Source organism: Pseudomonas sp. LB3P14 (assembly GCF_054898045.1).
This window is the reverse complement of record NZ_CM142714.1, coordinates 7,360,834-7,384,242: the sequence shown is the minus strand read 5'-3', so window position 1 is coordinate 7,384,242 and position 23,409 is coordinate 7,360,834. Positions and strand designations below refer to the sequence as shown.

Below are 23,409 nucleotides of genomic sequence, written 5' to 3'. Positions count from 1 at the left end.
AGTGGCAAGAGAGTAGCGCAAGCGCGATCAGGCTTCACTTTCGGCTCTTAATTTTCAAAGGCCGGCTGAGCCTGCAACGGCAGGTGCAAAGTGATGCAGGTGCCCCGTCCTTCGATGCCATCGGCGACGCTGATCCGCCCGCCATGGGCACCGACCATGCCCTGACAGATCGCCAGCCCCAGCCCGGTGCCCTGCCCGCCACGATCACCGCGCGCAGCGGTGTAGAACATGTCGAAAATCTTCGCTCGCTCCTCCTCCGGAATCCCCGGGCCTTCATCGCTCACCGAAAAAAACAGCTCGCGGTCATCGGCCCCGGCGCGCAATTGCAGGCGGCCGTGAGACGGTGAAAAACGCGCGGCGTTTTCCAGCACGTTGACCAGCGCCTGTTCGATCAGCGCGGCGTGGACGTAAAGCAGCGGCAACTCCGGCGGCACTTCGGTGGTCACCTGCAACGGCGCCAGCACGGCGCGCAGACGATTGAGCGAACTGCCGACGATGTCGGCCGGCGACACCCAGTCCCGCGCGAGCTTCAGGGCGCCGTGCCCGAGGCGGGTCATGTCCAACAGGTTTTGAATGTAACGATCGAGCCGTTCGGCTTCATCGCGAGTGCCTTCGAGCAGTTCGCGGCGATCCTCCAACGGGATCGCTTCACCGAGGGCCAACAGGCTGTCGATGCTGCCGCGCATGGAGGTCAGCGGTGTGCGCAAATCGTGGGACACCGAGGCCAGCAAGGCACTGCGCAGTTGCTCGGTTTCGCCGTGCAGCCGAGCGGCTTCCAGGTCTTCGGCCAATTGCGCACGCGCCAGCGCCTGGGCCAGCGGTTGGCTCAACGCGGTCAACAAACGGCGACGCTGACCGCTCAGGGTCTGGCCCTCTTTGGCACACACACCGAGCAATGCCAGCGGCCCGTCTTCCACCGACAACGGCCACCACCACCAACGCCCGAACGGCAGCGTGCCGGTGCCCGCGCCCGCCGGTTGATCGTGTTGCCAGGCCCAATCGGCGGCAGCGCGCTCGGCTTCGGAAAACTCCAGCGGGCCACCGGTTTCGACTTTCCATCCGCCCTGCCCGTCTTGATTGAGCAGGCACAGTTGCAGATCACTCCAGCCGTTGAGGTGCTGGGCCGCTGCGCTGACCACCGCCTGGCGGTCGGTGGCGGCCGTGAGTTTGCGTGACAGGTCGAGCAGTTCGGTGGTTTCTTCCTGAGTGTCGCGCAGGGCTTGTAACTGCCGCCGCTGTCGGGCCGCGAGGTTACCGGTGAGCGCCGCCATCAGCAGGAAGAACAGCAAGGTCAGCACGTCCTCTTCGCGCTGGATGCTGAAGGAGAAATTCGGCGGAATGAACAAAAAGTCGTAGGTCAGAAACGACAACGCCGCACAGGCCAGCGCCGGGCCGAGGCTGCTGCGCACCGCCACCAGCAACACCGCGGCAAGAAACACCAGCGAGATATTGGGCAGCGGCAAGACACTCGCCACCGCCCAGGCCAAGGCACTGGCGAGCACCGTCGCCACCAGCGCCAGCGCGTAGTCGAACCACACCAGTGACTGCGCCGAACGCTGACGCGGCTGATGCTGTTCGTGTTCACTGTCGAGGACGTTGATTTCCAGCCCGCGCGCATCGCGCAGCAAACGTGACGCCAGACCGCCGCCGAACAATCGCCGACGCAAACGCTGCCGGGACTGACCGACCAACACCAGACTGGCGCGGCGTTCGCCAGCATGCTGGATCAGGGTTTTCGCCACCTCACCCGCCCGCAACAACACCACTTCGCCGCCGAGGCGTTCGGCCAATTGCTGGGCACTTTGCAGACGCAGGCGCGACTGCTCGTCACGCACGCTGCCGTTGTCCACATGCACCAGGCTCCACGGCAAATGCCGACGCTGTGCGACGCGACTGGCGTGACGCACCAGGCGCTCGGCCTGAGCATCGCCATCGACGCCGACCAACAGGCGACCGCGTACCGCCGGCGCCGCTTGGCCGAGCTGGCGATAGCCCTGGGCCAAATCATCATCGACCTGAGCGGCGGCGGTTTGCATCGCCAGTTCACGCAGGGCCGTGAGGTTGGTCTGGGTGAAGAAAGCGTCGATGGCCGCCCTCGCCTGCTCCGGCACGTAGACCTTGCCATCGCGCAAGCGCTCCAGCAGCTCACGCGGCGGCAGGTCGATCAGCAGCAGTTCGTAGGCTTCTTGCAGCACCCAGTCCGGCAGGGTTTCGCGGACCTGCACGCCCGTGATGCCACGCACTTTGTCGTTAAGACTTTCCAGGTGCTGGACGTTGACCGTGGTGAACACGTCAATGCCGGCAGCGAGCAGTTCCTGGATGTCTTGCCAACGTTTGGCGTGACGACTGCCCGGTGCGTTGGTGTGGGCCAGTTCGTCTACCAGCACCAGTTTCGGTTTGGCGGCAAGTACGCCGTCAAGGTCCATTTCTTCGAGGATCACGCCGCGGTATTCCGAGCGCACCAGTGGCTGCTGCGGCAAGCCGCCGAGCAGCGCCTCGGTTTCGGCACGGCCATGGGTCTCGACCACGCCGGCGATGATTTTCACACCCTGGCGCAGTTGGGTGTGGGCCGCTTGCAACATGGCGTAAGTCTTGCCGACACCGGGTGCAGCGCCGAGAAAAACCTTGAGACGGCCACGGCCATCCCGGGGCAGGTCTGCTAACAGCGCGTCGGCGCGGCCGGAGTCACTCATGCTTGAAGTTCTCTCTGTGATCGTTCCCACGCTCTGCGTGGGAATGCATCAATGGACGCTCTGCGTCCGCTTCTGGATGGGACGCGGAGCGTCCCGGGCTGCATTCCCACGCGGACGGTTCGACGCCTCGACGTGGGAACGATCATCTTCTACAGGTTTTCCAGCGCAATGTTCAGCGCCAGCACATTGACCACTGGCGGGCCAACGAGCGGCTGTTCGATGTGCGCGTCCAGCAGTTGCTGAAGGGTCGCCACCGGCAGATTGCGCGCGGTCGCAACACGCGCCAGTTGATAGGCAATCGCTGCCGGTGGCAAGTGTGGATCGAGACCGCTGCCAGAGGTGGTCAACATGGCCAATGGCACCGGACCCTGGCCCGGCACTAGCAGTTTATTGGCATCGTCAACCACCCGAGTGGCCAGGGCCGGATTGCTCGGCGAGAGGTTACTGGCACTGCTCGACACGGTGGCAAATGCACCGGCCGATGGCCGTGGATGGAACCAGGCGTCACCGACGAAATCCTGCGCAATCAGCGACGAGCCACGGACCTTGCCATCGGCGTCGTGGACCAGGCTGCCATTGGCTTGATCGGGAAATGCGACCTGGGCGACACCGGTGACCACCAAGGGGTAAGCGACGCCGGTGATCAGGGTCATCAGGACGAGCAGGCTCAGGGCGGGGCGTATTATTGTGGACATTTCAGAATCCTCGAATTTGGGGAATTTAATGCTGTGGGGTGTCAGGTGGATCCGCCCCCTCACCCCAGCCCTCTCCCCACGGGGGCGAGGGGGAAAGGGGGCCGATCTTTGTGCTGTTCAAAACCTGAGTTCGGCTCGAGCTTTCAGGTCGCAGCACCTCGAACAAACACCTCGGTAAGTCCCCTCTACCCCCTGGGGCGGTCCGACGTTTCGGGAGGGTTAGGGTGAGGGGCGGATTTCAAGGTCAAACCAGATGCAACGCAGTGAGCAGCATGTCAATCGCCTTGATCCCCACAAACGGCACCAATATCCCGCCCACCCCATAGATCAACAGATTGCGACGCAGCAACGCCGCCGCACTCGCCGCCTGCACTCGCACACCGCGTAGCGCCAGCGGGATCAGCACCACAATGATCAAGGCGTTGAACACAATCGCCGACAGAATCGCGCTCTGCGGACTGCTCAGGTGCATCACGTTCAGCACGCCCAGTTGCGGGTAGATCGAGGCGAACAGCGCCGGCAGAATCGCAAAGTACTTGGCCACGTCGTTGGCGATTGAAAACGTCGTCAGCGCGCCGCGGGTCACCAGCAGTTCTTTACCAATCTGCACCACGTCCAGCAGCTTGGTCGGGTCGCTGTCGAGGTCGACCATGTTCGCCGCCTCGCGCGCCGCTTGCGTCCCGTCGTTCATCGCCATGCCCACGTCCGCCTGGGCCAGGGCCGGGGCGTCGTTGGCGCCGTCGCCGCACATGGCGACCAGGCGACCGTCGTTCTGCTCGTGGCGAATGCGCGCCAGTTTCTTCTCCGGTGTGGCTTCGGCCAGCACGTCATCCACGCCCGCCTCGGCCGCAATCGCGGCGGCGGTCAGCGGGTTGTCGCCGGTCACCATGACCGTGCGAATCCCCAGTTTGCGCAGCTCGGCGAAACGCTCGCGAATGCCGGGCTTGACCACGTCCTTGAGGTGGATCGCGCCGAGCAATTTACCGTCGGCGCAGACCAGCAATGGCGTGCCGCCGCTCTGGGCGATCTTGTCGATTTCCCGGGACAGAGGCGCGGCCAGGTCGGCACGTTTCAGGCCAACGAAGGCCAGCAATGAATCCACCGCGCCTTTGCGATACACGCGGCCCTGATAGTCGACACCGGACAGGCGCGTCTCGGCACTGAACGGCACAGCGGTCAGCAACTCGGTGGACGGCTCAGGCTGTGAGTGAGTCCCGCGCAGGTACTCGACGATGGATTTACCTTCAGCCGTGTCATCGGCCAGCGAGGCGAACAATGCACCCTCGGCGAGTTCCTTGGCGGCGACGCCAGGTGCCGCGTAAACCGCGGTGCAACGACGGTTACCGAAGGTGATGGTGCCGGTCTTGTCCAGCAGCAGGACGTGTACGTCCCCCGCCGCTTCCACGGCGCGACCGGATTTGGCGATCACGTTCAGGCGCACCAGACGGTCCATCCCGGCGATACCAATGGCCGACAGCAAACCACCAATGGTGGTCGGAATCAGCGTGACCAATAACGCCACCAGGAACACCAGCGGCAGGCTGCCGTTGGCGAAGTGGGCGAACGGTTGCAGCGTGACGACCACCAGCAGGAAGATCAGGGTCAGGCCGATCAGCAGGATGTCGAGCGCCACTTCGTTCGGGGTTTTCTGGCGTTTGGCGCCTTCGACCAAGGCGATCATGCGGTCCAGTGTCGATTCGCCTGGGTTGGCGGTGATCCGCACCAGCAGCCAGTCGGACATCAGGCGGGTGTTGCCGGTGACGGCCGAACGGTCGCCGCCGGACTCGCGAATCACTGGTGCGGATTCACCGGTAATCGCCGCTTCGTTGACCGCCGCGATGCCTTCAATCACCTCGCCATCACCGGGGATCATTTCCCCCGCTTCAACGCGCACCACATCGCCCTTGCGCAGGCTGGTGGCCGGCACCACTTGAAAGGCGCCGTTGCTGGTTTTGCGTCGAGCGCTCAGGCCTTCGCTGCCAGCCTTGAGGCTGTCGGCGCGGGCCTTGCCGCGACCTTCGGCCAGGGCTTCGGCGAAGTTGGCGAACAGCACGGTGAACCACAGCCACAAGGCGATTTGCGCGGCGACAAAGGTCGGCACCGCCGTGTCGGGAATGAAGCACAGCACGGTGGTCAGGATCGCGGTCAGTTCGACCACCAGCATCACCGGCGCTCGCTGCAATTGCCGTGGGTCGAGCTTGACGAAGGCTTGCACCAGCGCCGGGCGCCACAGGGCCGAGATCGCGGTTTTCGGTTGTTCCGGCGCCTTGACGGTGGCGGCTTTAATTACGGGCATATTCATCATTCAATCCTCAGAAGCCCAAGCTCAAATGTTCAGCAATAGGACCCAGCGCCAATGTCGGCAGGAAGGTCAGCCCGCCCACCAGCAAGATGGTCACGGTCAGCAAGGTCACAAACAGCGGGCCATGGGTCGGGAAGCTGTTCTGGCCGATCGGTGCGGTTTTCTTCATCGCCAGGCTGCCGGCCAGGGCCAGTACCGGGAGGATGTAACCGAAGCGACCGATCAACATGCCAAGGCCAAGCATCAGGTTGTGGAACGCGGTGTTGGCACCGAAGCCGCCGAACGCCGAACCGTTGTTGGCACTGGCCGAGGTGTAGGCATAAAGCAACTGACTGAAACCGTGGGCACCAGGGTTACTGACTGCCGCGACCGGACCGGGCAGGCTCGCAGCAATCGCGCCGAGCACCAGCACGCCGACCGGCATTACCAGCAAGGTCACCACCAGCAACTGGACTTCCTTGGCCTGCAATTTCTTGCCGAGGTATTCCGGGGTGCGGCCGATCATCAGGCCGGCAAGAAACACGGCGATCAACACGTTCAACAACATGCCGTAGAGCCCGGCACCGACGCCGCCGAAGATCACTTCGCCGACCATCATGTTGACCAGCGCGACCATGCCGGTCAGCGGGTTGAGGCTGTCGTGCATGGCGTTGACTGAACCGTTGGACGCCGCGGTGGTGGTGACCGACCACAGCACCGTGGCAGTGGTGCCAAAGCGCGCTTCCTTGCCTTCCAGCGGCGCGGTCTGTTCGACGGCGACGTTGTTCAGGGTCGGGTTCGGTTGGTATTCAGCCCACAGCGACGTCGCGCCGCCAATCAGGAACAACGCGAACATGCAGGCAACAATCGCCCGGCTCTGACGCAGGTCCTTCACGTAGTGGCCGAAAGTGAAGACCAGGGCGACCGGAATCAGGATGATCGAGGCCATCTCGAATAGGTTGCTCCACGCCGTCGGGTTCTCGAACGGGTGCGCCGAGTTAACGCCGAAGAAGCCACCGCCGTTAGTACCCAGTTGCTTGATCGCAATCTGGCTGGCGGCCGGGCCGAGCGGGATCACCTGATCGACGCCTTGCATCGTCACGGCATTCACGTACTGCGCGAAGGTTTGCGGCACGCCCTGCCAGACCAGATACAGCGCCAGCAGCAGGCATAGCGGCAACAGTCCATAGAGGGTGGTGCGGGTCATGTCGACCCAAAAGTTGCCGAGGGTCTTGGTCGACTTGCGGCCAATCCCTCGACACAGGGCAACCAAAACGGCGAGGCCGGTGGCGGCGCTGACGAAGTTCTGCACGGTGAGGCCGACCATCTGACTCAGGTAGCTGAGCGACGCTTCGCCGCTGTAGGCCTGCCAGTTGGTGTTGGTCATGAAGCTGATGGCGGTGTTGAACGCCAGGGTCCACTCCTGACCCGGCAGGTTTTGCGGGTTCAGTGGCAAGTGGTCCTGGAACAACAGAATCGCGAACAACAGCAAAAAGCCCGCGAGGTTGAAGGCGAGCAAAGCCAGGGTGTACTTCTGCCAGCTCTGTTCGGCCTGCGGATCAACGCCGGCCACCCGATAACATCCACGCTCCACCGGTCCGAGGATCGGTGAAAGCCAAGTGCGCTGACCTTCCATCACCTTGTAGTAAAAGCGCCCCAGGAACGGTGCCGGAATCAGCACCACGGCGAAGAAGGCGAGGATCAGCCAATAGTCATAACTGTGCATAGCCGCTCCTAGTTCCGGTCCGCGCGCAACAGCGCAACCAACAGATAAATGAACAGCCCCACTGCCAATAGCAGTGACACCCCGTCCAGAACGCTCATGGAAATTCTCCGTGTTACGGCGTATTGCCGCGTGTGGAGCCATTGTCGGCAGGGAGGCTGTAAAGGAACGAGACTGGGGGTGTTGGCTGTGCATAAAGAATGCGTAAAGAGTGGGTTTATGGGTTTGTTACAGGTGACTTTTGCGCTGTCTGGACGGGCCTCATCGCGGGCAAGCCCGGCTCCCACAGGTTTTGCGGTGAACACCAAATAGGCGAACACGACAAAACCTGTGGGAGCCGGGCTTGCCCGCGATGACGGCATGACCGACAACATCGCACCCAACTGACGCACAAAACTCTGACATCCAGCGCCAAACATCCTCGATACGACGTCTTTTTACGCTTTACGACCGCCATCACAACACTGGCACGCCCACTGCAAACGCCCTCCCCCGAGCTTTCCAAACCGTTCAGGGGGCAAACGCATGAACACACAACTCAAACCCACGCTGGGCACGCTGCACCTGTGGGGCATTGCGGTCGGGCTGGTGATTTCCGGTGAGTACTTCGGCTGGAGTTACGGCTGGGGCGTGGCGGGCACACTCGGTTTTCTGGTGACGTCCTTCATGGTCGCCACCATGTACACCTGCTTCATCTTCAGTTTCACCGAGCTGACCACGGCGATTCCCCATGCCGGCGGTCCCTTTGCCTACAGCCGTCGCGCCTTTGGCGAGAAAGGCGGATTGATCGCCGGGCTGGCGACGCTGATCGAATTCGTCTTCGCCCCGCCGGCGATCGCACTGGCAATCGGTGCCTACCTCAACGTGCAGTTTCCCGCCCTCGACCCGAAGCACGCAGCGGTCGGCGCCTACATCGTGTTCATGGGACTGAACATCCTCGGGGTGAAACTGGCCGCAACGTTCGAGTTGATCGTCTGCGTCTTGGCCGTGGCAGAACTGCTGGTGTTCATGGGCGTGGTCGCCCCGGCGTTCAGCTTCAGCAACTTCGCGCTTAACGGCTGGGCGGGTTCCGATGTGTTCGGTGCGCCGGCGATTGCCGGGATGTTCGCGGCGATTCCGTTTGCCATCTGGTTCTTCCTGGCCATCGAAGGCGCCGCCATGGCCGCCGAAGAAGCCAAGGATCCGAAACGCACCATTCCGAAGGCCTACATCAGCGGCATTTTGACGTTGGTGCTGTTGGCCATGGGCGTGATGTTCTTTGCCGGCGGCGTCGGTGACTGGCGCACCCTGTCGAACATCAACGATCCGCTGCCGCAAGCGATGAAAACCGTGGTTGGCGAAAGCTCGGGCTGGTTGCACATGCTGGTGTGGATCGGCCTGTTCGGCCTGGTGGCGAGTTTCCACGGGATCATCCTCGGCTACTCGCGGCAGTTCTTCGCCCTTGCCCGTGCCGGTTACCTGCCGGCATCCCTGGCCAAGTTGTCACGGTTTCAGACCCCGCACCGGGCAATCATCGCCGGCGGCGTGATCGGCATTGCCGCGATCTACAGTGATGGTTTGATCAACCTGGGCGGCATGACGCTGACGGCGGCGATGATCACGATGGCGGTATTCGGCGCGATCGTGATGTACATCATGAGCATGCTCAGCCTGTTCAAACTGCGCAAAACCGAACCGAATCTGGAGCGCACCTTTCGCGCACCCTGCTACCCCTTGGTGCCGATCATTGCGCTGGTGCTGGCGGTGGTCTGCCTGGTGGCGATGGCCTGGTTCAACACGTTGATCGGGTTGGTCTTCCTGGGTTTCATGGCGGTGGGGTTCGTGTACTTCATGCTCACGGCGCAACTGCGTGCCGATGCGCCAGCGGACGCGATGCTGACTGGGCTCTAAACAGGCGAAGTGTTGCTGTCATATCAGGCATAGAATGGAGTGACTGCGATGGAACCAGTGCGAAAATCCATCGCTCAAAGTGGTATGCACGATCGGTTGGCGAAACCCGCCAACCAGCCTGCCCTTAAGGAGAGCCCTATGCCCTGGTATGCCTGGTTAATTCTGGTCGTTGCAATCGGCTCGATCGTTGGTGGTTTGATGATGTTGCGAGACACCGCCAACAAGGTCGAATTGACCGAGGAGCAACGCAAACGCGTCGCTGAACGCAACGCGGAAGCGGATGCCAAGGATGCGCAGGACCGCTAAACCAAAAACCCTGTCATTCTCATTGAATGACAGGGTTTTGCGTTTCTACTTCTCCCACTCCGCCTTGGCGATGTGCAGGCCATGCAGCCCTTTATAGGCCGCTCGTTCCGGCTGGCTCCAGCCTTTAAGCAACGAATCCTCCAAACGATAAATCTCTACCCCGAGCGGGCGACACACGCTCAGCGGATCCTGCGCATCCGGCCCCCACATGGCCAGCGACAGGTCACCGCCCGGGCAGGTCGAGAGCGCACACAACAGATCAATTTCGGCAAAAAATTCCAGGTAATCGCCCTTCTTCGCCGGACAGGCTTTCATGAAGTACATGTCGTCGTGGTTAAGGCCCGTGCACTGGAAAATGTTCAGCACGTCATGCACGTCAAACTCGGTCAGGCCATGGGGCAGCACAGCGCGGGTCAAGTTCGAGTGGCAGTGATGATGGAAGTCTTCGCCGGTGAGCATTTTGTTCACATAAGGATCGCAGCGAGTGCCCAGCAAATCGTGCAAGCGACCGCCATGTTCGTCGATGCCGTAACCGGCCAGGCTATCATCGGTAATGGTCACCAGCGGACGTAAAAACGGCAGGTTCGACCAGAGCCGGTCATGGGTGCTGACGTGAGCGCCCTGTAATTGCCGGGTCCGTGCCGCCCACAAACGCTCCCGTGGATCGTTGGCATTCCAGACGTTGAAGTCGCCCACCTGCGGGCCGACGGGTGTGGTCACCCGGAACACATGCCCGGCCGGCACTTTCCAGGCGCGACCGGTGCGGATCGGCACCTCGAATTCCTCGATCAGCGTGCGCCCGTCCTTGTTGTCGCGGATCCGCTCGTAGAAGGCTTTATCCACCTGCAAGGCTGAGCCTTTGCTGACTTGATAGGCCGCCGGATAGTCTTTGTACATGGCACGAATCCTCGATCAGTGATGGGAAGAACGGGTAAGCATCTGCAACAGGAGGTGTTCGGAATCGTCGAGATAAAGGCTCATGGCGTCCTCGGCCGCGCGCTTGTCGCCCTCGGCCAGCCACTCATGTATTTGCCGGTCGCGCGCCAGCCAGGGCGCCTGAAAACGTGATTCATCGGGAGCGGTGCAGAACACCAGGCGCAGTTGCGCGACGACGTTGGTGAAGAACTCATCGAACAGTGGACTGCGCAGCAATCCGACGATGTGTTGATGAAACGCCAGGCTGTGGGTGCCGACGGCGCGCCAGTCCTCGCGCTCCCGGGCAAGCTCGGTGGCCTCCAGGGCTTCGAGCATTCGGTCGGATTGATAGTCGCGCAGCGGCTGACTCGCGCTGATGGCCTGCAGCTCCAGGGTGCGCCGGACCTTGAACAAGTCCCGCACGTCCTCGACGCCCAGCCTGCGCACCATCACGCCCTTGTTGCGCACATAACGGGTCAGGCCCTCCTGCCCCAGACGGTGCAACGCTTCGCGAATAGTATTGCGGGAGGCGTTGTAGGCAGACACCAGATCGTTTTCTACCAACGCCATGCCAGGCAGCAAACGACCGCCAATGATGTCGGCGCGCAACTCAAGTGTGATGTGGTCGGCGAGGGACAGTCCGCTGTTCATACTCATTGCCTCGTGATTGTTCAACAATCGTCAATTAATGAGTAATCACTATTCGTGCCATTTGTTGAGAACACGTTCTTCCAAGATCGACGCATCTGTACGCTTTTTAGAAGTAGAAGTACAAACACCATACAATTTTCATTGGTTAATATGGCGCATTGTTGCGGAGATACACGATGCGTTACTCGCAGAACCATAAAGCCCAGACCCACGAACGCATCATCAAGGAAGCTTCAGCGCGCTTTCGCCGCGATGGCATTGGCGCGACAGGTCTGCAACCGCTGATGAAAGCACTGGGCTTGACTCACGGTGGCTTCTACTCGCATTTCAAATCCAAGGACGAACTGGTGGAAAAGGCTTTGCAAGCCGCAGGCGAGCAGGTCGATATCATTTGCGCCGAGCTCTTCGCTCAGGATCGCCCGCTGGAAGCGTTCATCGACGCCTATTTGTCCGAATGGCACCAGACCTCACCCCATGAAGGTTGCCCGCTGCCGACCATGTCATCGGAACTCGGCCTGCGCGGGCAGCAGAGCCCGACCACTGACATGGTGCTCAACGCACGGCTCGAACAAGTGCAAGGCACCCTTGAGGACGAAGGCGCCGCCGCCGACCAAAGCATCGTCATCATGTCGACGCTGGTCGGGGCGTTACTGCTGTCACGCAGTGTCGAGAATCCTGAGCTGGCTCAGCGGATTCTCGACATTACTCGCGCCTATCTCAAACAACCTCGGGACTAGCCCTCCCAACGCTTGAACAGCACGCTGGCATTGACCCCACCAAACCCGAAGCCGTTGGATAGCGCGTATTCGATTGCCATCGGCCGCGCCTTACCGTGGACAATGTCGACGCCTTGGGCGGCGGGGTCCGGGTTATCGAAGTTGAGGGTGGCCGGTACGACCTGATCGCGAATGGCCAACAGCGTGAAGATCGCCTCGATACCGCCCGCTGCGCCCAGCAAATGCCCGGTGGCGGATTTGGTCGACGTCACCGCAATTTTGTTATCAGTGCCAAACAACGCCTTGATGGCCGCCAACTCCCCCAGATCCCCGACCGGCGTCGAGGTTGCGTGAGCATTGAGGTGTTGCACCTGCGCCGGCGAAATGCCCGCCTGGGCCAACGCCAGCGACATCGCCCGTCGCGCACCGCTGCCATCCTCAGGACCCGCCGTCAGGTGATAGGCGTCGGCACTGGTGCCGTAACCGACCAGTTCCGCCAGCGGTTGAGCACCGCGGGCCAAGGCATGCTCCAGGGATTCAATCACCAGAAGGCCTGCGCCCTCCCCCATGACAAAGCCATCGCGGCCACTGTCGAACGGCCGCGAGGCACGCTCAGGGGTTTCGTTGTAGCCACTGGACAAGGCGCGAGCCGCGGCAAACCCGGCGAGACTGACGCGATCAATCGCCGCTTCCGCGCCACCACACACCGCAATGTCTGCCTCGCCACAACGAATCAGCCGCGCCGCATCACCAATCGCCTGGACCCCGGCCGCGCAAGCCGTCACCGGAGCACCCAACGGGCCCTTGAAACCGTGCTGGATCGACACATGACCCGCGGCCAGATTGACCAGGAATGACGGAATAGTGAACGGCGACAAGCGTCGCGGCCCACGGCTGTCCGTGGTGCGCACCGCGTCGGCAATCGCGCCGAAACCACCCACGCCAGAACCGATAATGGTTGCAGTTCGCTCCTGGGCATTGGCGTCCGCCGCTTGCCAACCGGCCTGCTCCAGCGCCTGACGCGCCGCTTCCATGGCGAACATAATGAAGCGGTCCATCTTCTTCTGCTCTTTAGGCGCCGTCGCCCGATCCGGGTCAAAACCCGCCTCGGGATCGTCCACCAGGGTCGGCACTGCACCGCCGACCTTGGCCGGCAAATCGGCAACCACCTCGTCCGGCAAATTGCGCAACCCGGAACGTCCGGCCAACAGACGCGACCAGACGGCTTCGACGCCAGAACCCAATGGAGACACCAGGCCCATGCCCGTTACAACCACTCGACGATCACTCATACCGCAAATACCTCAAGCCGATTCATGACGCCTCACGTGTAACGTGCGGCGGCCTTACTTTTGGAAAGATTCGGCGCCAAAACATGACGCGCCGCAACGAAGGCATCCCAGTCGGCCGCATCCGGCAACGAAGGAATGGTGATCAACTCACCCTGGTCCAGACCCGACAACGCCGCATCGACCATATCCCCGGCTTCCATAACCATATCCGCCGGAATCTGGGTAGCATCGATACCGGAGCGCTCCCAGATTTCGGTGCGTGTTACGCCTGGCAACACTGCCTGCACCTTGACCCCGGTGCCCTCCAGTTCGGCGTTCAACGACTGCGTCAGACTTAACACATAAGCCTTGCTGGCGCTGTAAGTTGCGTTGAAGCGTTCTGGAAACAACGCAACCACTGATCCGATGTTGATGATCGTCCCCCGGCCCGCCTTGGCAAAACTGGCGGCCGCTGCCGAGGCCAGCCGCGTGACAGTCGTAACGTTCAATTGAATCAAGCGTTCCAGCTGATCCATGTCTGAATTGGCCAACAACCCGTCAGCTGCAACGCCGGCGTTGTTCAGCAACAGGCTGATACTCGAATCGCTGCGAAGACGCTGCTCGAGCTTCAGCACCTCATCCTTTTGAGTCAGATCCGCCTTGAGCACCTCGACCTGAACGCCATGCGCGGCGCGCAACTGGGTTGCCGCCGCTTCCAGCCGCTCTTGATCACGGGCGACCAACAACAAATCAAAACCACGCGCCGCCAACCGCTCGGTGTAAATCGCACCGATACCGGAAGAAGCACCGGTGACGAGAGCCGTACCTTGGGACTGGACAGAATTCATGACTGTGCTCCTGGGAGATGCCTAAAGGAAGACAAGCGCCTGAGGCCGGAACGCTTTGGCGCAAACCTAATTTATTATAGGCATAATCTGAGCCGTATATGATAGACGTAATTTTTCCCTCATCGACGAAAGGCGCACCATCACAGCGTTCGTCAGATCGAGTAGGAGGCGGATTTACATCCGCCGTCCTCTCACACCACCGTACGTACGGATCCGTATACGGCGGTTCAAGTTATGCGGTTAAGCCGGTTTATCGTATCCAGTACCGAGACTAGCCCAAGTTGGTCCAACAGCTTCTTCGGCAACGCCTGATTCATATGAGATGCCCCCGAACTCCACCATGGGCCGCGACCATTGAAGGCTGATTTGTAGGCGCGTGGCTCACTTAGCCCCAAGCGCATCAAGTTGCGCGCCCTCGTTGAGGGCTGCTTCCATTGACGCCATACGGCGCAGCGCAGCTTTCGACGCCCCCAACCATCCAACTCCTCAAGGGGCCGCTTGCTCTGACTCAGCTTGAAGTAGCCTGCCCAGCCACGCAGTACAGGGTTTATTCGCTCAATGACGGTTGCCATCTTGCAACCCCGCGCTCCGCGCAGCAGGTCTCTGAGTCGGTCGCGCAAGCGACCCAGACTCATCATTGCCACTCTCAGTCTCGGCTGTTGATGCGAGCTCATCCCATAACCCAGATAATTACAGACCCAATGCCGCGCCACACGGCTCTTTTCCCGATTCAGCGTCAGTTTCAGACGCTGGTTCAGGAAGCGCTCAACGCTCCCCATCACTCGTTCGCCCGCACGGCGACTGCGCATATAGATGTTCGCATCGTCGGCATACCGCACGAAACGATGGCCCCGTCGCTCCTGCTCGCGGTCGAGTTCGTTGAGCAGAATGTTCGACAGCAACGGCGAGAGCGGGCCGCCTTGCGGCGTCCCCTCCTGCCGTCGGCTGGCGAGTCCCCCTGACATCGTTCCCGCTTCGAGATAACGACGGACCAGCGTGAGTACCCGCTTGCCTTCGATTTGACGCGCCACATGGGCCATCAACACATCGTGATTGACCCAATCAATGAACTTCTCCAGATCGAGTTCTACGCACCAGCGGTGACCCGCCGCCACATGGCTGCGAGCAGTTTCGATGGCTTGGTGAGCGTTTCTGCCCGGACGGAAGCCATAGCTGTAGTCCGAAAACAAAGGGTCGAAGATCGGCGTGAGCTGTTGCAGCAATGCCTGCTGAATCAGGCGATCCACGACGCAGGGAATGCCCAGCTGTCTTGTCCCGCCTTTGGGTTTGGGGATGTCGACGGCGCGCACACCTTGCGGGTGATATTCGCCGGCCAGCAACCGAGCCTTAAGGATCGGCCAATACTGTTTCACGTAGCCCGCCAATTGGTCGACCGTCATGCCATCGGCACCCGATGCGCACTTGTTGCGAACCACGCGTTGATACGCACGCTTGAGGTTGGCGGGTGCAAGCACCCGCTCCATCAGCGTGTCCGGCTCCGCGTTCGTCCACGTCACAGACGCCGCCGATACCTGTGCGCTGTCAGCCGTCATCCTCGGATTCTGTCCGGGACTCGGGGTAACAGTTTTCTCTGGGAGAAATTTCTGCATTTCGGTATTCAACGAGACTCTGACGCCTACTGGCGGCATAACATGTTCAGCCCTTGGTGACGGGGTTATTCGTCACTTACTACGGCCTCGGCTGACTTCTGCACGCTCATCCCGTCGCCTCTCGACGCTCGGTAGCACAATGGCAAACGTGCAGATCTCCCAGGGTAATTCGCGCAACCTTCCTGCTTATGCCTGTCGGATCTACGTCGCAGCGTCCCGTGCAAGTAGGGCTTTGAGGAAACATGCCCCCTTACCCCGCTACGCCGCCTCTATCCGCTTGCTGTTCGTTAGGCCAGCATTTTGCCTCGGGCTTCCTTCAGATTCGCAGTCACCCGCCACACCCTTGCCTCTGGCTAACACTTCCCCTTGCAGGGTGTGTAGAGGACTTTCACCTCCAAGTCACCAGCGTGGCCACCACAGCCAAACTGGTTGCGCTTCGCGCAACGCGCCATGCCTAGCGCACCAAAAAAGCCCGCCTCCGGCGTCCTGCCGAACGAACACAATCAACTATCGAAGTAGTGATCGCCGGGCCCGGCACTGGTATTCTCGCCACCACGTTCGTCGCCCACTAAGGGATGGAGGCGAAAATAAAGCCCCGAAGCCTCGAAGCCCCGAAGCCGCGAACCTTCGGGGCTTTGTTTCTTAACGCAGTCAGTGAAGTGGATTCGCCCGCCGAGTACGCAGAATTGGCTAATGGCTCCAAGCAGCAGATTTCGGCTAAGATTGAATGGCACTTTAATATCAAGGACTGGGTCATGAGCAACCGAGACATTCTCATCGCGAAAATCAAAAAGCATAAGGAGGCAAAGGAAAAAGAGCGCCGCGAGAAAGACGAGCAAAAGTCTCGACTCGAGACACTTGCACCACAGCTTTTTTCCAAGATCGAGTCTCTCCTGGCTGACATCCAAGAAATCACGACGTCGAGGAGCACGCCGATTCTTCCCGAATTCTCCGCCAACGTTGAATCGTTCTCTATAAAAGTGATTGAAAAGACGGTGAAATTCGAGCCATCTGAAAATCAGGGGCACCAAGGTTTAAGCGTTACCAACCTATTCGACCGGCGCATGTTTTTCCGCCCCCTTTCAAGTGGTGACTGGGAGGCTGATGATGATAGGAGCGGCAGAGCGATATATTTAACAGATACAATCCTGTTCGACCGGCTGGCCGCGCTTGTTCCTTCGCTAATGCAGTAAAATCAGTGAAGCGGCGTACTTGCCCCCCCAACACCCGGTGCTGGTACTGCTGAACCGCAGCCATGAGCGACTCAGCCTCAATGCGCAGTCGCTCAACCTGCTCGGCCAACAGGATGCCCTTCGCCTCCTCGTACTCGCTCCACGCCTGCAGGGCTTGCTGCATCAGTGGTTCGCCTGCAGCTATCTCCTCGGCCAAATCCTTCACTCACCAGCTCCTCCCACTATTTGACCAAGGCAGTATAAGCCGACTCGAAGACCAGGCCGGCTATCCAGGCTCGGTCTACGCTTTCGCCAGTTCCCCCGATCGAGCATCAGCCCGTGCGAGCAGGTCGGATAGCGCCATTGTGGAGCGGGCAGCTGCCTTGCTTGTGGCGGCAGTGCAGGTATTGTTGTTGGCTTCACTGGCTGCGAGGCGACGGGCAAAGCCGTCGGCGCCCCCGCGCAGGCCACCAGCGCCAGCGCGGCTATGTAAGGAAGGATGCGCAGCCAAAGTGGTTTCATGGCACATCCTTGAAGAAGATGTGGCGGCCGAGCACCAGAGTTTGCTTTGCTCCCTTAACCCAAACTGGTGGTTTCGGCATGGTGGTCGCGTAATAGTGGGTAGCCCGCCGGTGGGATACGACACCTTACCGGCCACCACCTGGTCAGCGGCGATCTGCGCTTGGGCGAACTCGCGGAATGGGATCGGCTTTGCACCACTCAGGTAGGCATAGTTCGGGTCGTTCTTGTTCCAGCAGCTGAACTGGTACGGCTTTTGGCAGACGCCGGCATAACCCTCCCCCCACCACGACTTCAGCTTGCCGTCGTTCACGCGGTTGCGGATGGTCCAGGCTACGGCGATCTAGCCGGCCAAGGTTTCGCCGCGGGCCTCGCCCCACAACGTGCGTGTGAGGATGTCGCGGTCGTTATCGTTTGCAGTCATCACTTTTCTCCAGGCAAAAAAATACCCGCAATAGGCGGGAATCAATGGTTAAGCTATGCACTCCACGCATGGAGGCACTTATGAAATACATAACGATTATTTTGATTGCCGCTTTGCTCGGCGGCTGTGCCTCATACAGTGAGCGCGGCACCGGTGAAGGCGGAAGGGAATTCAACAATAAGGGCTATACCGTCCGCTGTGATGCGACCCCGGCCAATCAGCCAGGCTGCTACACTCCGCCGCCGTCGTGGTCTTGGTGGCCTTCAAACAACATCAAATTGAAATTGGGTGCGAACTGAAATCAGCTTCATGTCCCGCTCGCTGTGGCACAGCGGGACCTGAAAATCAAGTTTGTTGCCACCAAGAAGACCCGCATATCCAGCGCCTTGCAGATTTGAGGCATGCCCTCGCCACCAATCAGCACGATGTTACGAGCCACCTGCGAAAAACTGTACCTCCGTCAGACTAGGCATCACAGTTCGAACCAAGGAAAATTCATGAAGTTCATGGTTGCAGCTAATGAACACATACACCTAAAGCAGGCAGACTACTTCGGCATAATTTACTTAACGCTGCCGCTTATTTTGTTTTTCATGTTATACACAATCCCCTCCATAGCTATCCCCTCAACATTTTTTCTTATTTACTGCATCACCCGATTAAGAATATCAGACACCGCACACAAAACAGATTGGAAAATCAAAACATACAATGCATGCATTGCAGCCGCAGTTATTATTTTGAGCGGATCTACAGGCCCGCTATTTGCAAACAGCGACTGGTACAAGCATTTCGCTCTATTCAATGAAATCGCAAATCATAGTGCGCTAGGAGAGCCAGAATTCACTTTGCGCTACTACATTGGTGCATACATAGTTCCTGGGATTATCGAGAAATTTGTTTCGCTTTCAAACGGGATCACCATTAGCTTATGGTTGTGGCTAGGGCTCGTTATCTTCTTCAATCAGATTACAACACTGATCCATTCAACAGCGCTCCGATATGCTGCACCACTTATATTCATGTTATCTAGTGGCGCCGATATATTAGGCAGCCAGATCACAGGATTTAAGCGTGGAGACATATTCCATTTTGAGTGGTGGGCAGGCTGGATAGAGTACAGCTCTTCAATGACGTCTATGTTTTGGGCTCCGCAAAGCACCATTCCAGCATGGATCTCCATAGCTTTTCTGGTTCAACGCCCGACCATCGAGCAAAAGCTCTTCGTATCCCCACTGCTTTTCTCAGCATGTCTATTGTGGTCTCCATTTGCAGCGATCGGCATCGCCCCTTTTCTCCTATTAACGTTGGCTCACCAAGATTTCCGCCTCTCCAAAATCAACTTCGGTCACTTGTTCGCACTCGGACTGATAGTTCTACTTCTTTGTTACTACCTCACCTTTGATACAGGTAACATCCCGAAAAATTTAGCGTGGAACAGTCCATGTTTGATCTCAAACTCCGGAGAGCCTTGCTTCACATGGTCCAATTACGCCAAATTCATCCTCATTGAATTTTTCTTATTAGCACTGATCGCGCTGTCATTTAGGCCAACTCGAAACGCAATTACTTATATAGCAATTGGAATACTGCTCATCCTGCCAATGATGCGACTTGGGCTTTACAATGAGCTTGCTATGAATTCATCAAAACCAGCGCTCGGCGCCTTAATCATTGCAATGATTCTATCATTGCAGGACTCAAGTGTCTGGAGAAGATCTTTCGCAGCCTTGCTACTCGCAGCGGGAATAGCTACTCCAGCAGGGGAAATAGCACGCGCATTCAAACTACCAAAATCATTAAGCCCAGATTATGACATTACAACTTTTGTCTCGCAGAACCCAATATTTGCCCAGCAATATGTAACAAATAAAAACATCTGGTTTATAAGATCTGAACAGTAAGCAGCATTAATAGCGCTGGTTGTTGAGGCCAACAATATTGCACCCACATCCAGGATTGGCTGCTCGGTTCTCGATCAGGCTCTTTCAGCACTTGCACACCCGTTTCGTCGCAGTGGATGACGCGACTTTCCAGCAGTCGATCCCGCATCAAGTTGAGCAAGGGTTGCAGGTGGTCGCCGCACTGCATAACCCAGCGCGCCAAGGTTTGCCGTGGAATATCGACGCCGTGGCGACCGAGTACTTTTTCGAAGCGATGCAGTGGCAGGCCATCGACGTATTTGGTCGTCAGCAACATCGCCAAAACGCTGGGGCTGGCCATGCTCTTTTCGATCAGCTGCGCCGGCTTGTCGGCCGTGACCAGCGCGGTTTCACAGCCACGGCAGGCGTAGACCTTGCGCACATGTTTGATCACGCGGATTTGCATCGGCACGATCTCCAGCTGCTCGCTGATTTCCTAGCCAATGTTGTGTTTATGGCAACCGCAGGTGCAGGTCAGCTCGTGATCGGGCAGTTCGTGGATGACTTCGATGCGCGGAAGATCGGCGGGCATAGGCTTGCGTTTGCCCCGTCGCTTGGTCGGCGCTACGACCTCTTCTTCAACCATTTCGTCGACAGACTCGGCCATGCTTTCGGCTTCGTTAAACAAGGCCATTTGTGGGGTCGTGGGATCGGCGGTCTGCTCTGACCTTCGCCCGAAAAGGTGCTGACGCAACAGCTTGATGCGGACGGTTGCGCCACAAATCAAACCGTCCAATAACCAGTTGAGCTCTTGAACCGTCAGCACGATGGCTTCATCCGAACAATCCGTCGATGTTTTGAAGCGCTCGGACTTCAGCCGCTTCAGCCAAAGGCAGAAGCCGTTGCGCTCCCAGTACAAAATCTTCACTCGGTTTCGAGGCTTGTTGAGGAACACGAAAAGCACCGGGTCAAACACCGCGACCTTGATGTCCAGTTCGACCAGGGCGGCGAGGCCGTCGATGGATTTTCGGAAGTCGACGGGTTTGGGGTAGAGATAGACTTTTTCGACTTTTGCGTCGGGACGCATCATGAGGGGCTGGCTCCAGAAAGGAATCGGGAGCACAGCATCGGGGATCAGGTGGTGACGTTGAATGTGGGGTTTATGGAGCGCTTACCCAGCATGGCCACCACAGCCAAGCTGGTTGCGCTTGCGCGCAACGCGCCATGCCTGGCGCACATAGCAAAAAGGCCGGTCAATGACCGGCCCCTGGCGCTGACGTATAAGCTTAGTTCACCTCAAGCTTCTCGCGATTTTTATCCAGAATGGCTTTACCGATTCCCTTCACTTCGAGCAGCTCGTCCACGGACGCAAACGGCCCATTACTCTCACGATAAGCAACAATCGCCTTGGCCTTGGCTTCCCCCACACCGGCCAACTCGCGCTGAAGCGTTGGCGCATCGGCCTGATTCAGATCGACCTTGCCGGTCTGTGCCGCGGGAGAAACTTCGAGCACCAAAGGTGCATTGCCAGCCTCGGGCTTGGCCGTCGGTGCAGCAATGGCCGCGATAGAAGCGCTGGTGAGCAGGGCAAAAACCAGAGAGTAGAAATAGCCAGTACGCATAAATGACGCTCCATGACATCGATTGAGAAAGCAGCTTTTCCGAAGCTGCCTCCCAAACTTAGGCGATGGCTGGAGCTTGTCAAAAATGTGTCCGTTACAGGATGTGAAACAATCAGGGTTCGAGGCGACGTTGCTGGTAGATCCAGTCGACGATATCGCCGTCGGGGGTGTAGCCGCTGACGGTTTCGCGCAGGAGCTGACGAACGCGACTGTAATCGTCATGATCGACAGCAACCAGCAACTCCCTCAAACGACCCTTGAGTACATCCCAAGGCAAATGATCTTCGTTGGCGCTCATGATCATCGGATGTTGCGTCGCTGCCACGTTGTCGCCGATCAGCAACTCCTCGTAAAGCTTCTCGCCGGGACGCAGACCAGTGAATTCGATGGAGATGTCACCTTGCAGATTCTTGTCCGAACGAACACTCAAGCCCGACAGGTGAATCATCTTCTCGGCCAGCTCGACAATCTTCACCGGCTCGCCCATGTCCAGAACAAACACATCACCGCCCTGCCCCATGGAACCCGCCTGGATCACCAGTTGCGCGGCTTCGGGGATGGTCATGAAATAGCGAGTGATTTTCGGGTGGGTGACCGTCAACGGGCCACCGGATTTGATCTGGCTGTGAAACAGCGGGATCACTGAGCCGGAAGACCCCAGCACATTGCCAAAGCGCACCATGGTGAAACGGGTCTTGTTGACCCGGGATACATTGGCCTTGTCGCCGAACAGCACTGGAGCAATCTCACGACTCAACGCTTGAAGCGTCATTTCGGCGAGACGCTTGGTACTCCCCATCACATTCGTGGGGCGAACAGCCTTGTCGGTGGAGATCAACACAAAGTTGGACACACCTGATTGCAACGCAGCCTGAGCCGTGTTGAGCGTGCCAATGACGTTGTTAAGCACGCCTTCGGCAATGTTGTGCTCGACCATTGGGACGTGCTTATAAGCGGCAGCGTGGTAGACGGTGTCCACACCCCAGGTCTTCATTACATCCAGAAGTTTGTCCTGGTGCCGGATCGAGCCGAGGATAGGAAGCAGACGGACAGGAACCGACTCCCGGCAGGCGCGCTGCTCCAATTCCGACAGAATGCTGTAGAGGTTGAATTCACTGTGCTCGAACAACAGAAGCGTCGTCGGCCCAAGCGAGAAAATCTGCCGGCACAGCTCCGCACCGATCGATCCACCGGCGCCAGTGACCATCACTGTCTTGCCTTTGATACAGCGTTCGAGCAGGTCTGGTTGCGCTGGTACCGAGTCGCGACCCAAAAGGTCCGCGATATCCACTTCCTGGATATCTTCGACCTTTACCCGGCCGCTGGCCAGATCGGTGAAGTTGGGTACGCTTCGGATATGAAGCGGGTAACGCTCCAGGATAGTGAGAATTTCCCGACGTCGTGCGCGGGTAGACGACGGCAGAGCCAGGAGGATTTCCTGCGCGCCGGTTACGTCGATCATCTGTTGGATGTGTTTGGGTTTGTAGACCTGTAGTCCTGCAATCGAACGATCCGCAATGCTTGGATCATCATCGATAAACGCCACGGGACGCATGACTCGGCCCATGCGAAGTGCCGCTACAAGCTGGTTGCCGGCCACACCTGCACCGTAGATGGCGACTTTGGTGAGGCGATCGTCGCGACTGGTGAACGGTACGTGCTGGGCGGCCGTGAACCAGTCGCCCATGAAGTATTGACGCATGCACAGGCGCAGACCACCAATGATGACCAGACTGAGCCACCAGTAGTTGAAGACAATAGAACGCGGCACCACCGTTTCGTGGTTGCTGTACCAATAGACCACGACTGCCAGAATCAACGCAGACAAACTGACGGCCTTGATAATTGCAATCAACGCGTCGTTGCCGAAATAGCGCATCACTGCCCGATACATGCCGAAGCGGATAAACAGGGGAATGGCGACGACCGGGGCACTGACAAACAGCCAGAAATGAACCCTGAAAGGGTTGTACATATCATCGATACCCAGACGGACGATAAATGCCAACCACAAGGCAACCCAGACCAGAAAAATGTCTGTGGCAACCTGTATCAATCGCTTCTGACGCCTGGGAAGCCCTACAAGACTCGCCCGGACCCGATCCATGAACTCTTCAAGCACTTCAGCCTTCTCCCTTCAACTGCCGCATCACAGTGGTGAAACTTTACAGGCGCATCTCATGCACTTTAATCCTAAATGACAGAACTGTT

At 58.8% G+C, this 23,409-nt stretch carries 18 protein-coding genes and 2 pseudogenes; 6 read left to right on the top strand and 14 right to left on the bottom strand.

Annotated features, from left to right (window positions below; all coding sequences use genetic code 11):
- Positions 1-47 precede the first annotated feature (47 nt).
- The 5 genes from ACYZT5_RS33940 to kdpF form a co-directional block, all read right to left on the bottom strand.
- On the bottom strand, positions 48-2,693 hold the full coding sequence (locus ACYZT5_RS33940) for a DUF4118 domain-containing protein (protein WP_462049160.1): 2,646 nt from the start codon (positions 2,691-2,693) through the stop codon (positions 48-50).
- Positions 2,694-2,842: 149 nt separating this feature from the next.
- A complete protein-coding gene (gene kdpC, locus ACYZT5_RS33935; RefSeq protein WP_462049159.1) occupies positions 2,843-3,388 on the bottom strand; it encodes a potassium-transporting ATPase subunit KdpC in 546 nt (181 codons plus the stop codon).
- Positions 3,389-3,632: 244 nt separating this feature from the next.
- Positions 3,633-5,690: a potassium-transporting ATPase subunit KdpB gene (gene kdpB, locus ACYZT5_RS33930; RefSeq protein WP_462049158.1), complete on the bottom strand. Its 2,058-nt coding sequence runs from the start codon at positions 5,688-5,690 to the stop codon at positions 3,633-3,635.
- 10 nt (positions 5,691-5,700) lie between these two features.
- Positions 5,701-7,395, bottom strand: a complete 1,695-nt coding sequence (kdpA, locus tag ACYZT5_RS33925) for a potassium-transporting ATPase subunit KdpA (RefSeq protein WP_462049157.1) — start codon at positions 7,393-7,395, stop codon at positions 5,701-5,703.
- Positions 7,396-7,403: 8 nt separating this feature from the next.
- Positions 7,404-7,493 (bottom strand): K(+)-transporting ATPase subunit F, encoded by a 90-nt coding sequence (gene kdpF / locus ACYZT5_RS33920; protein WP_007899818.1) that lies wholly within the window; start codon positions 7,491-7,493, stop codon positions 7,404-7,406.
- A gap of 424 nt (positions 7,494-7,917) precedes the next feature.
- Here kdpF and eat point away from each other — a divergent pair, with 424 nt between their 5' ends.
- Together eat and ACYZT5_RS33910 are read left to right on the top strand one after the other, a co-directional pair.
- Positions 7,918-9,282, top strand: coding sequence for an ethanolamine permease (gene eat / locus ACYZT5_RS33915; RefSeq protein WP_462049156.1), 1,365 nt, complete (start codon positions 7,918-7,920; stop codon positions 9,280-9,282).
- A gap of 138 nt (positions 9,283-9,420) precedes the next feature.
- The gene (locus ACYZT5_RS33910; protein WP_010461642.1) at positions 9,421-9,588 is read left to right on the top strand and encodes a DUF2897 family protein; all 168 of its coding nucleotides are present in this window, start codon (positions 9,421-9,423) and stop codon (positions 9,586-9,588) included.
- A gap of 45 nt (positions 9,589-9,633) precedes the next feature.
- Here ACYZT5_RS33910 and ACYZT5_RS33905 read toward each other — a convergent pair whose 3' ends face one another.
- The gene (locus ACYZT5_RS33905; RefSeq protein ID WP_462049155.1) at positions 9,634-10,485 is read right to left on the bottom strand and encodes an urea carboxylase-associated family protein; all 852 of its coding nucleotides are present in this window, start codon (positions 10,483-10,485) and stop codon (positions 9,634-9,636) included.
- 15 nt (positions 10,486-10,500) lie between these two features.
- Complete coding sequence (locus tag ACYZT5_RS33900) at positions 10,501-11,154, bottom strand: GntR family transcriptional regulator (protein ID WP_462049154.1); 654 nt, start codon at positions 11,152-11,154, stop codon at positions 10,501-10,503.
- 176 nt (positions 11,155-11,330) lie between these two features.
- Between ACYZT5_RS33900 and ACYZT5_RS33895 the strand changes: the two genes are divergently transcribed.
- Entirely contained in the window at positions 11,331-11,891 is a 561-nt protein-coding gene (locus ACYZT5_RS33895) for a TetR/AcrR family transcriptional regulator (RefSeq protein ID WP_462049153.1), read from the top strand.
- Here the strand turns inward: ACYZT5_RS33895 and fabF are convergent.
- From fabF to ltrA, 3 genes are all read right to left on the bottom strand, one after another.
- Positions 11,888-13,162 carry a beta-ketoacyl-ACP synthase II gene (gene fabF, locus ACYZT5_RS33890; RefSeq protein ID WP_462049152.1) on the bottom strand — a complete coding sequence of 425 codons (1,275 nt, stop codon included), beginning with the start codon at positions 13,160-13,162 and terminating at the stop codon, positions 11,888-11,890. The genes ACYZT5_RS33895 and fabF overlap by 4 nt on opposite strands.
- 32 nt (positions 13,163-13,194) lie before the next feature.
- Positions 13,195-13,989, bottom strand: coding sequence for an SDR family NAD(P)-dependent oxidoreductase (locus tag ACYZT5_RS33885; protein WP_462049151.1), 795 nt, complete (start codon positions 13,987-13,989; stop codon positions 13,195-13,197).
- 227 nt (positions 13,990-14,216) lie between these two features.
- Entirely contained in the window at positions 14,217-15,638 is a 1,422-nt protein-coding gene (gene ltrA, locus ACYZT5_RS33880) for a group II intron reverse transcriptase/maturase (protein WP_462049150.1), read from the bottom strand.
- Positions 15,639-16,258: 620 nt separating this feature from the next.
- Here ltrA and ACYZT5_RS33875 point away from each other — a divergent pair.
- Positions 16,259-16,792, top strand: coding sequence for a hypothetical protein (locus ACYZT5_RS33875; protein WP_462049149.1), 534 nt, complete (start codon positions 16,259-16,261; stop codon positions 16,790-16,792).
- A gap of 497 nt (positions 16,793-17,289) precedes the next feature.
- Here ACYZT5_RS33875 and ACYZT5_RS33870 read toward each other — a convergent pair.
- Positions 17,290-17,714, bottom strand: a pseudogene (locus ACYZT5_RS33870) (cell wall hydrolase).
- A gap of 80 nt (positions 17,715-17,794) precedes the next feature.
- Between ACYZT5_RS33870 and ACYZT5_RS33865 the strand changes: the two are divergent.
- On the top strand, positions 17,795-18,013 hold the full coding sequence (locus tag ACYZT5_RS33865; RefSeq protein ID WP_462049148.1) for a hypothetical protein: 219 nt from the start codon (positions 17,795-17,797) through the stop codon (positions 18,011-18,013).
- Positions 18,014-18,211: 198 nt separating this feature from the next.
- Positions 18,212-19,618, top strand: a complete 1,407-nt coding sequence (locus ACYZT5_RS33860) for a hypothetical protein (protein WP_462049147.1) — start codon at positions 18,212-18,214, stop codon at positions 19,616-19,618.
- Between the two features lie 25 nt (positions 19,619-19,643).
- On the opposite strand, the pseudogene tnpC reads toward ACYZT5_RS33860, so the two are convergent.
- The 3 genes and pseudogenes from tnpC to ACYZT5_RS33845 form a co-directional block, all read right to left on the bottom strand.
- Positions 19,644-20,663, bottom strand: a pseudogene (gene tnpC / locus ACYZT5_RS33855) (IS66 family transposase); the annotation flags it as partial.
- Positions 20,664-20,862: 199 nt separating this feature from the next.
- The gene (locus ACYZT5_RS33850; RefSeq protein WP_462049146.1) at positions 20,863-21,198 is read right to left on the bottom strand and encodes a ComEA family DNA-binding protein; all 336 of its coding nucleotides are present in this window, start codon (positions 21,196-21,198) and stop codon (positions 20,863-20,865) included.
- 112 nt (positions 21,199-21,310) lie between these two features.
- Positions 21,311-23,305: a polysaccharide biosynthesis protein gene (locus ACYZT5_RS33845; RefSeq protein ID WP_462052351.1), complete on the bottom strand. Its 1,995-nt coding sequence runs from the start codon at positions 23,303-23,305 to the stop codon at positions 21,311-21,313.
- Positions 23,306-23,409 lie beyond the last annotated feature (104 nt).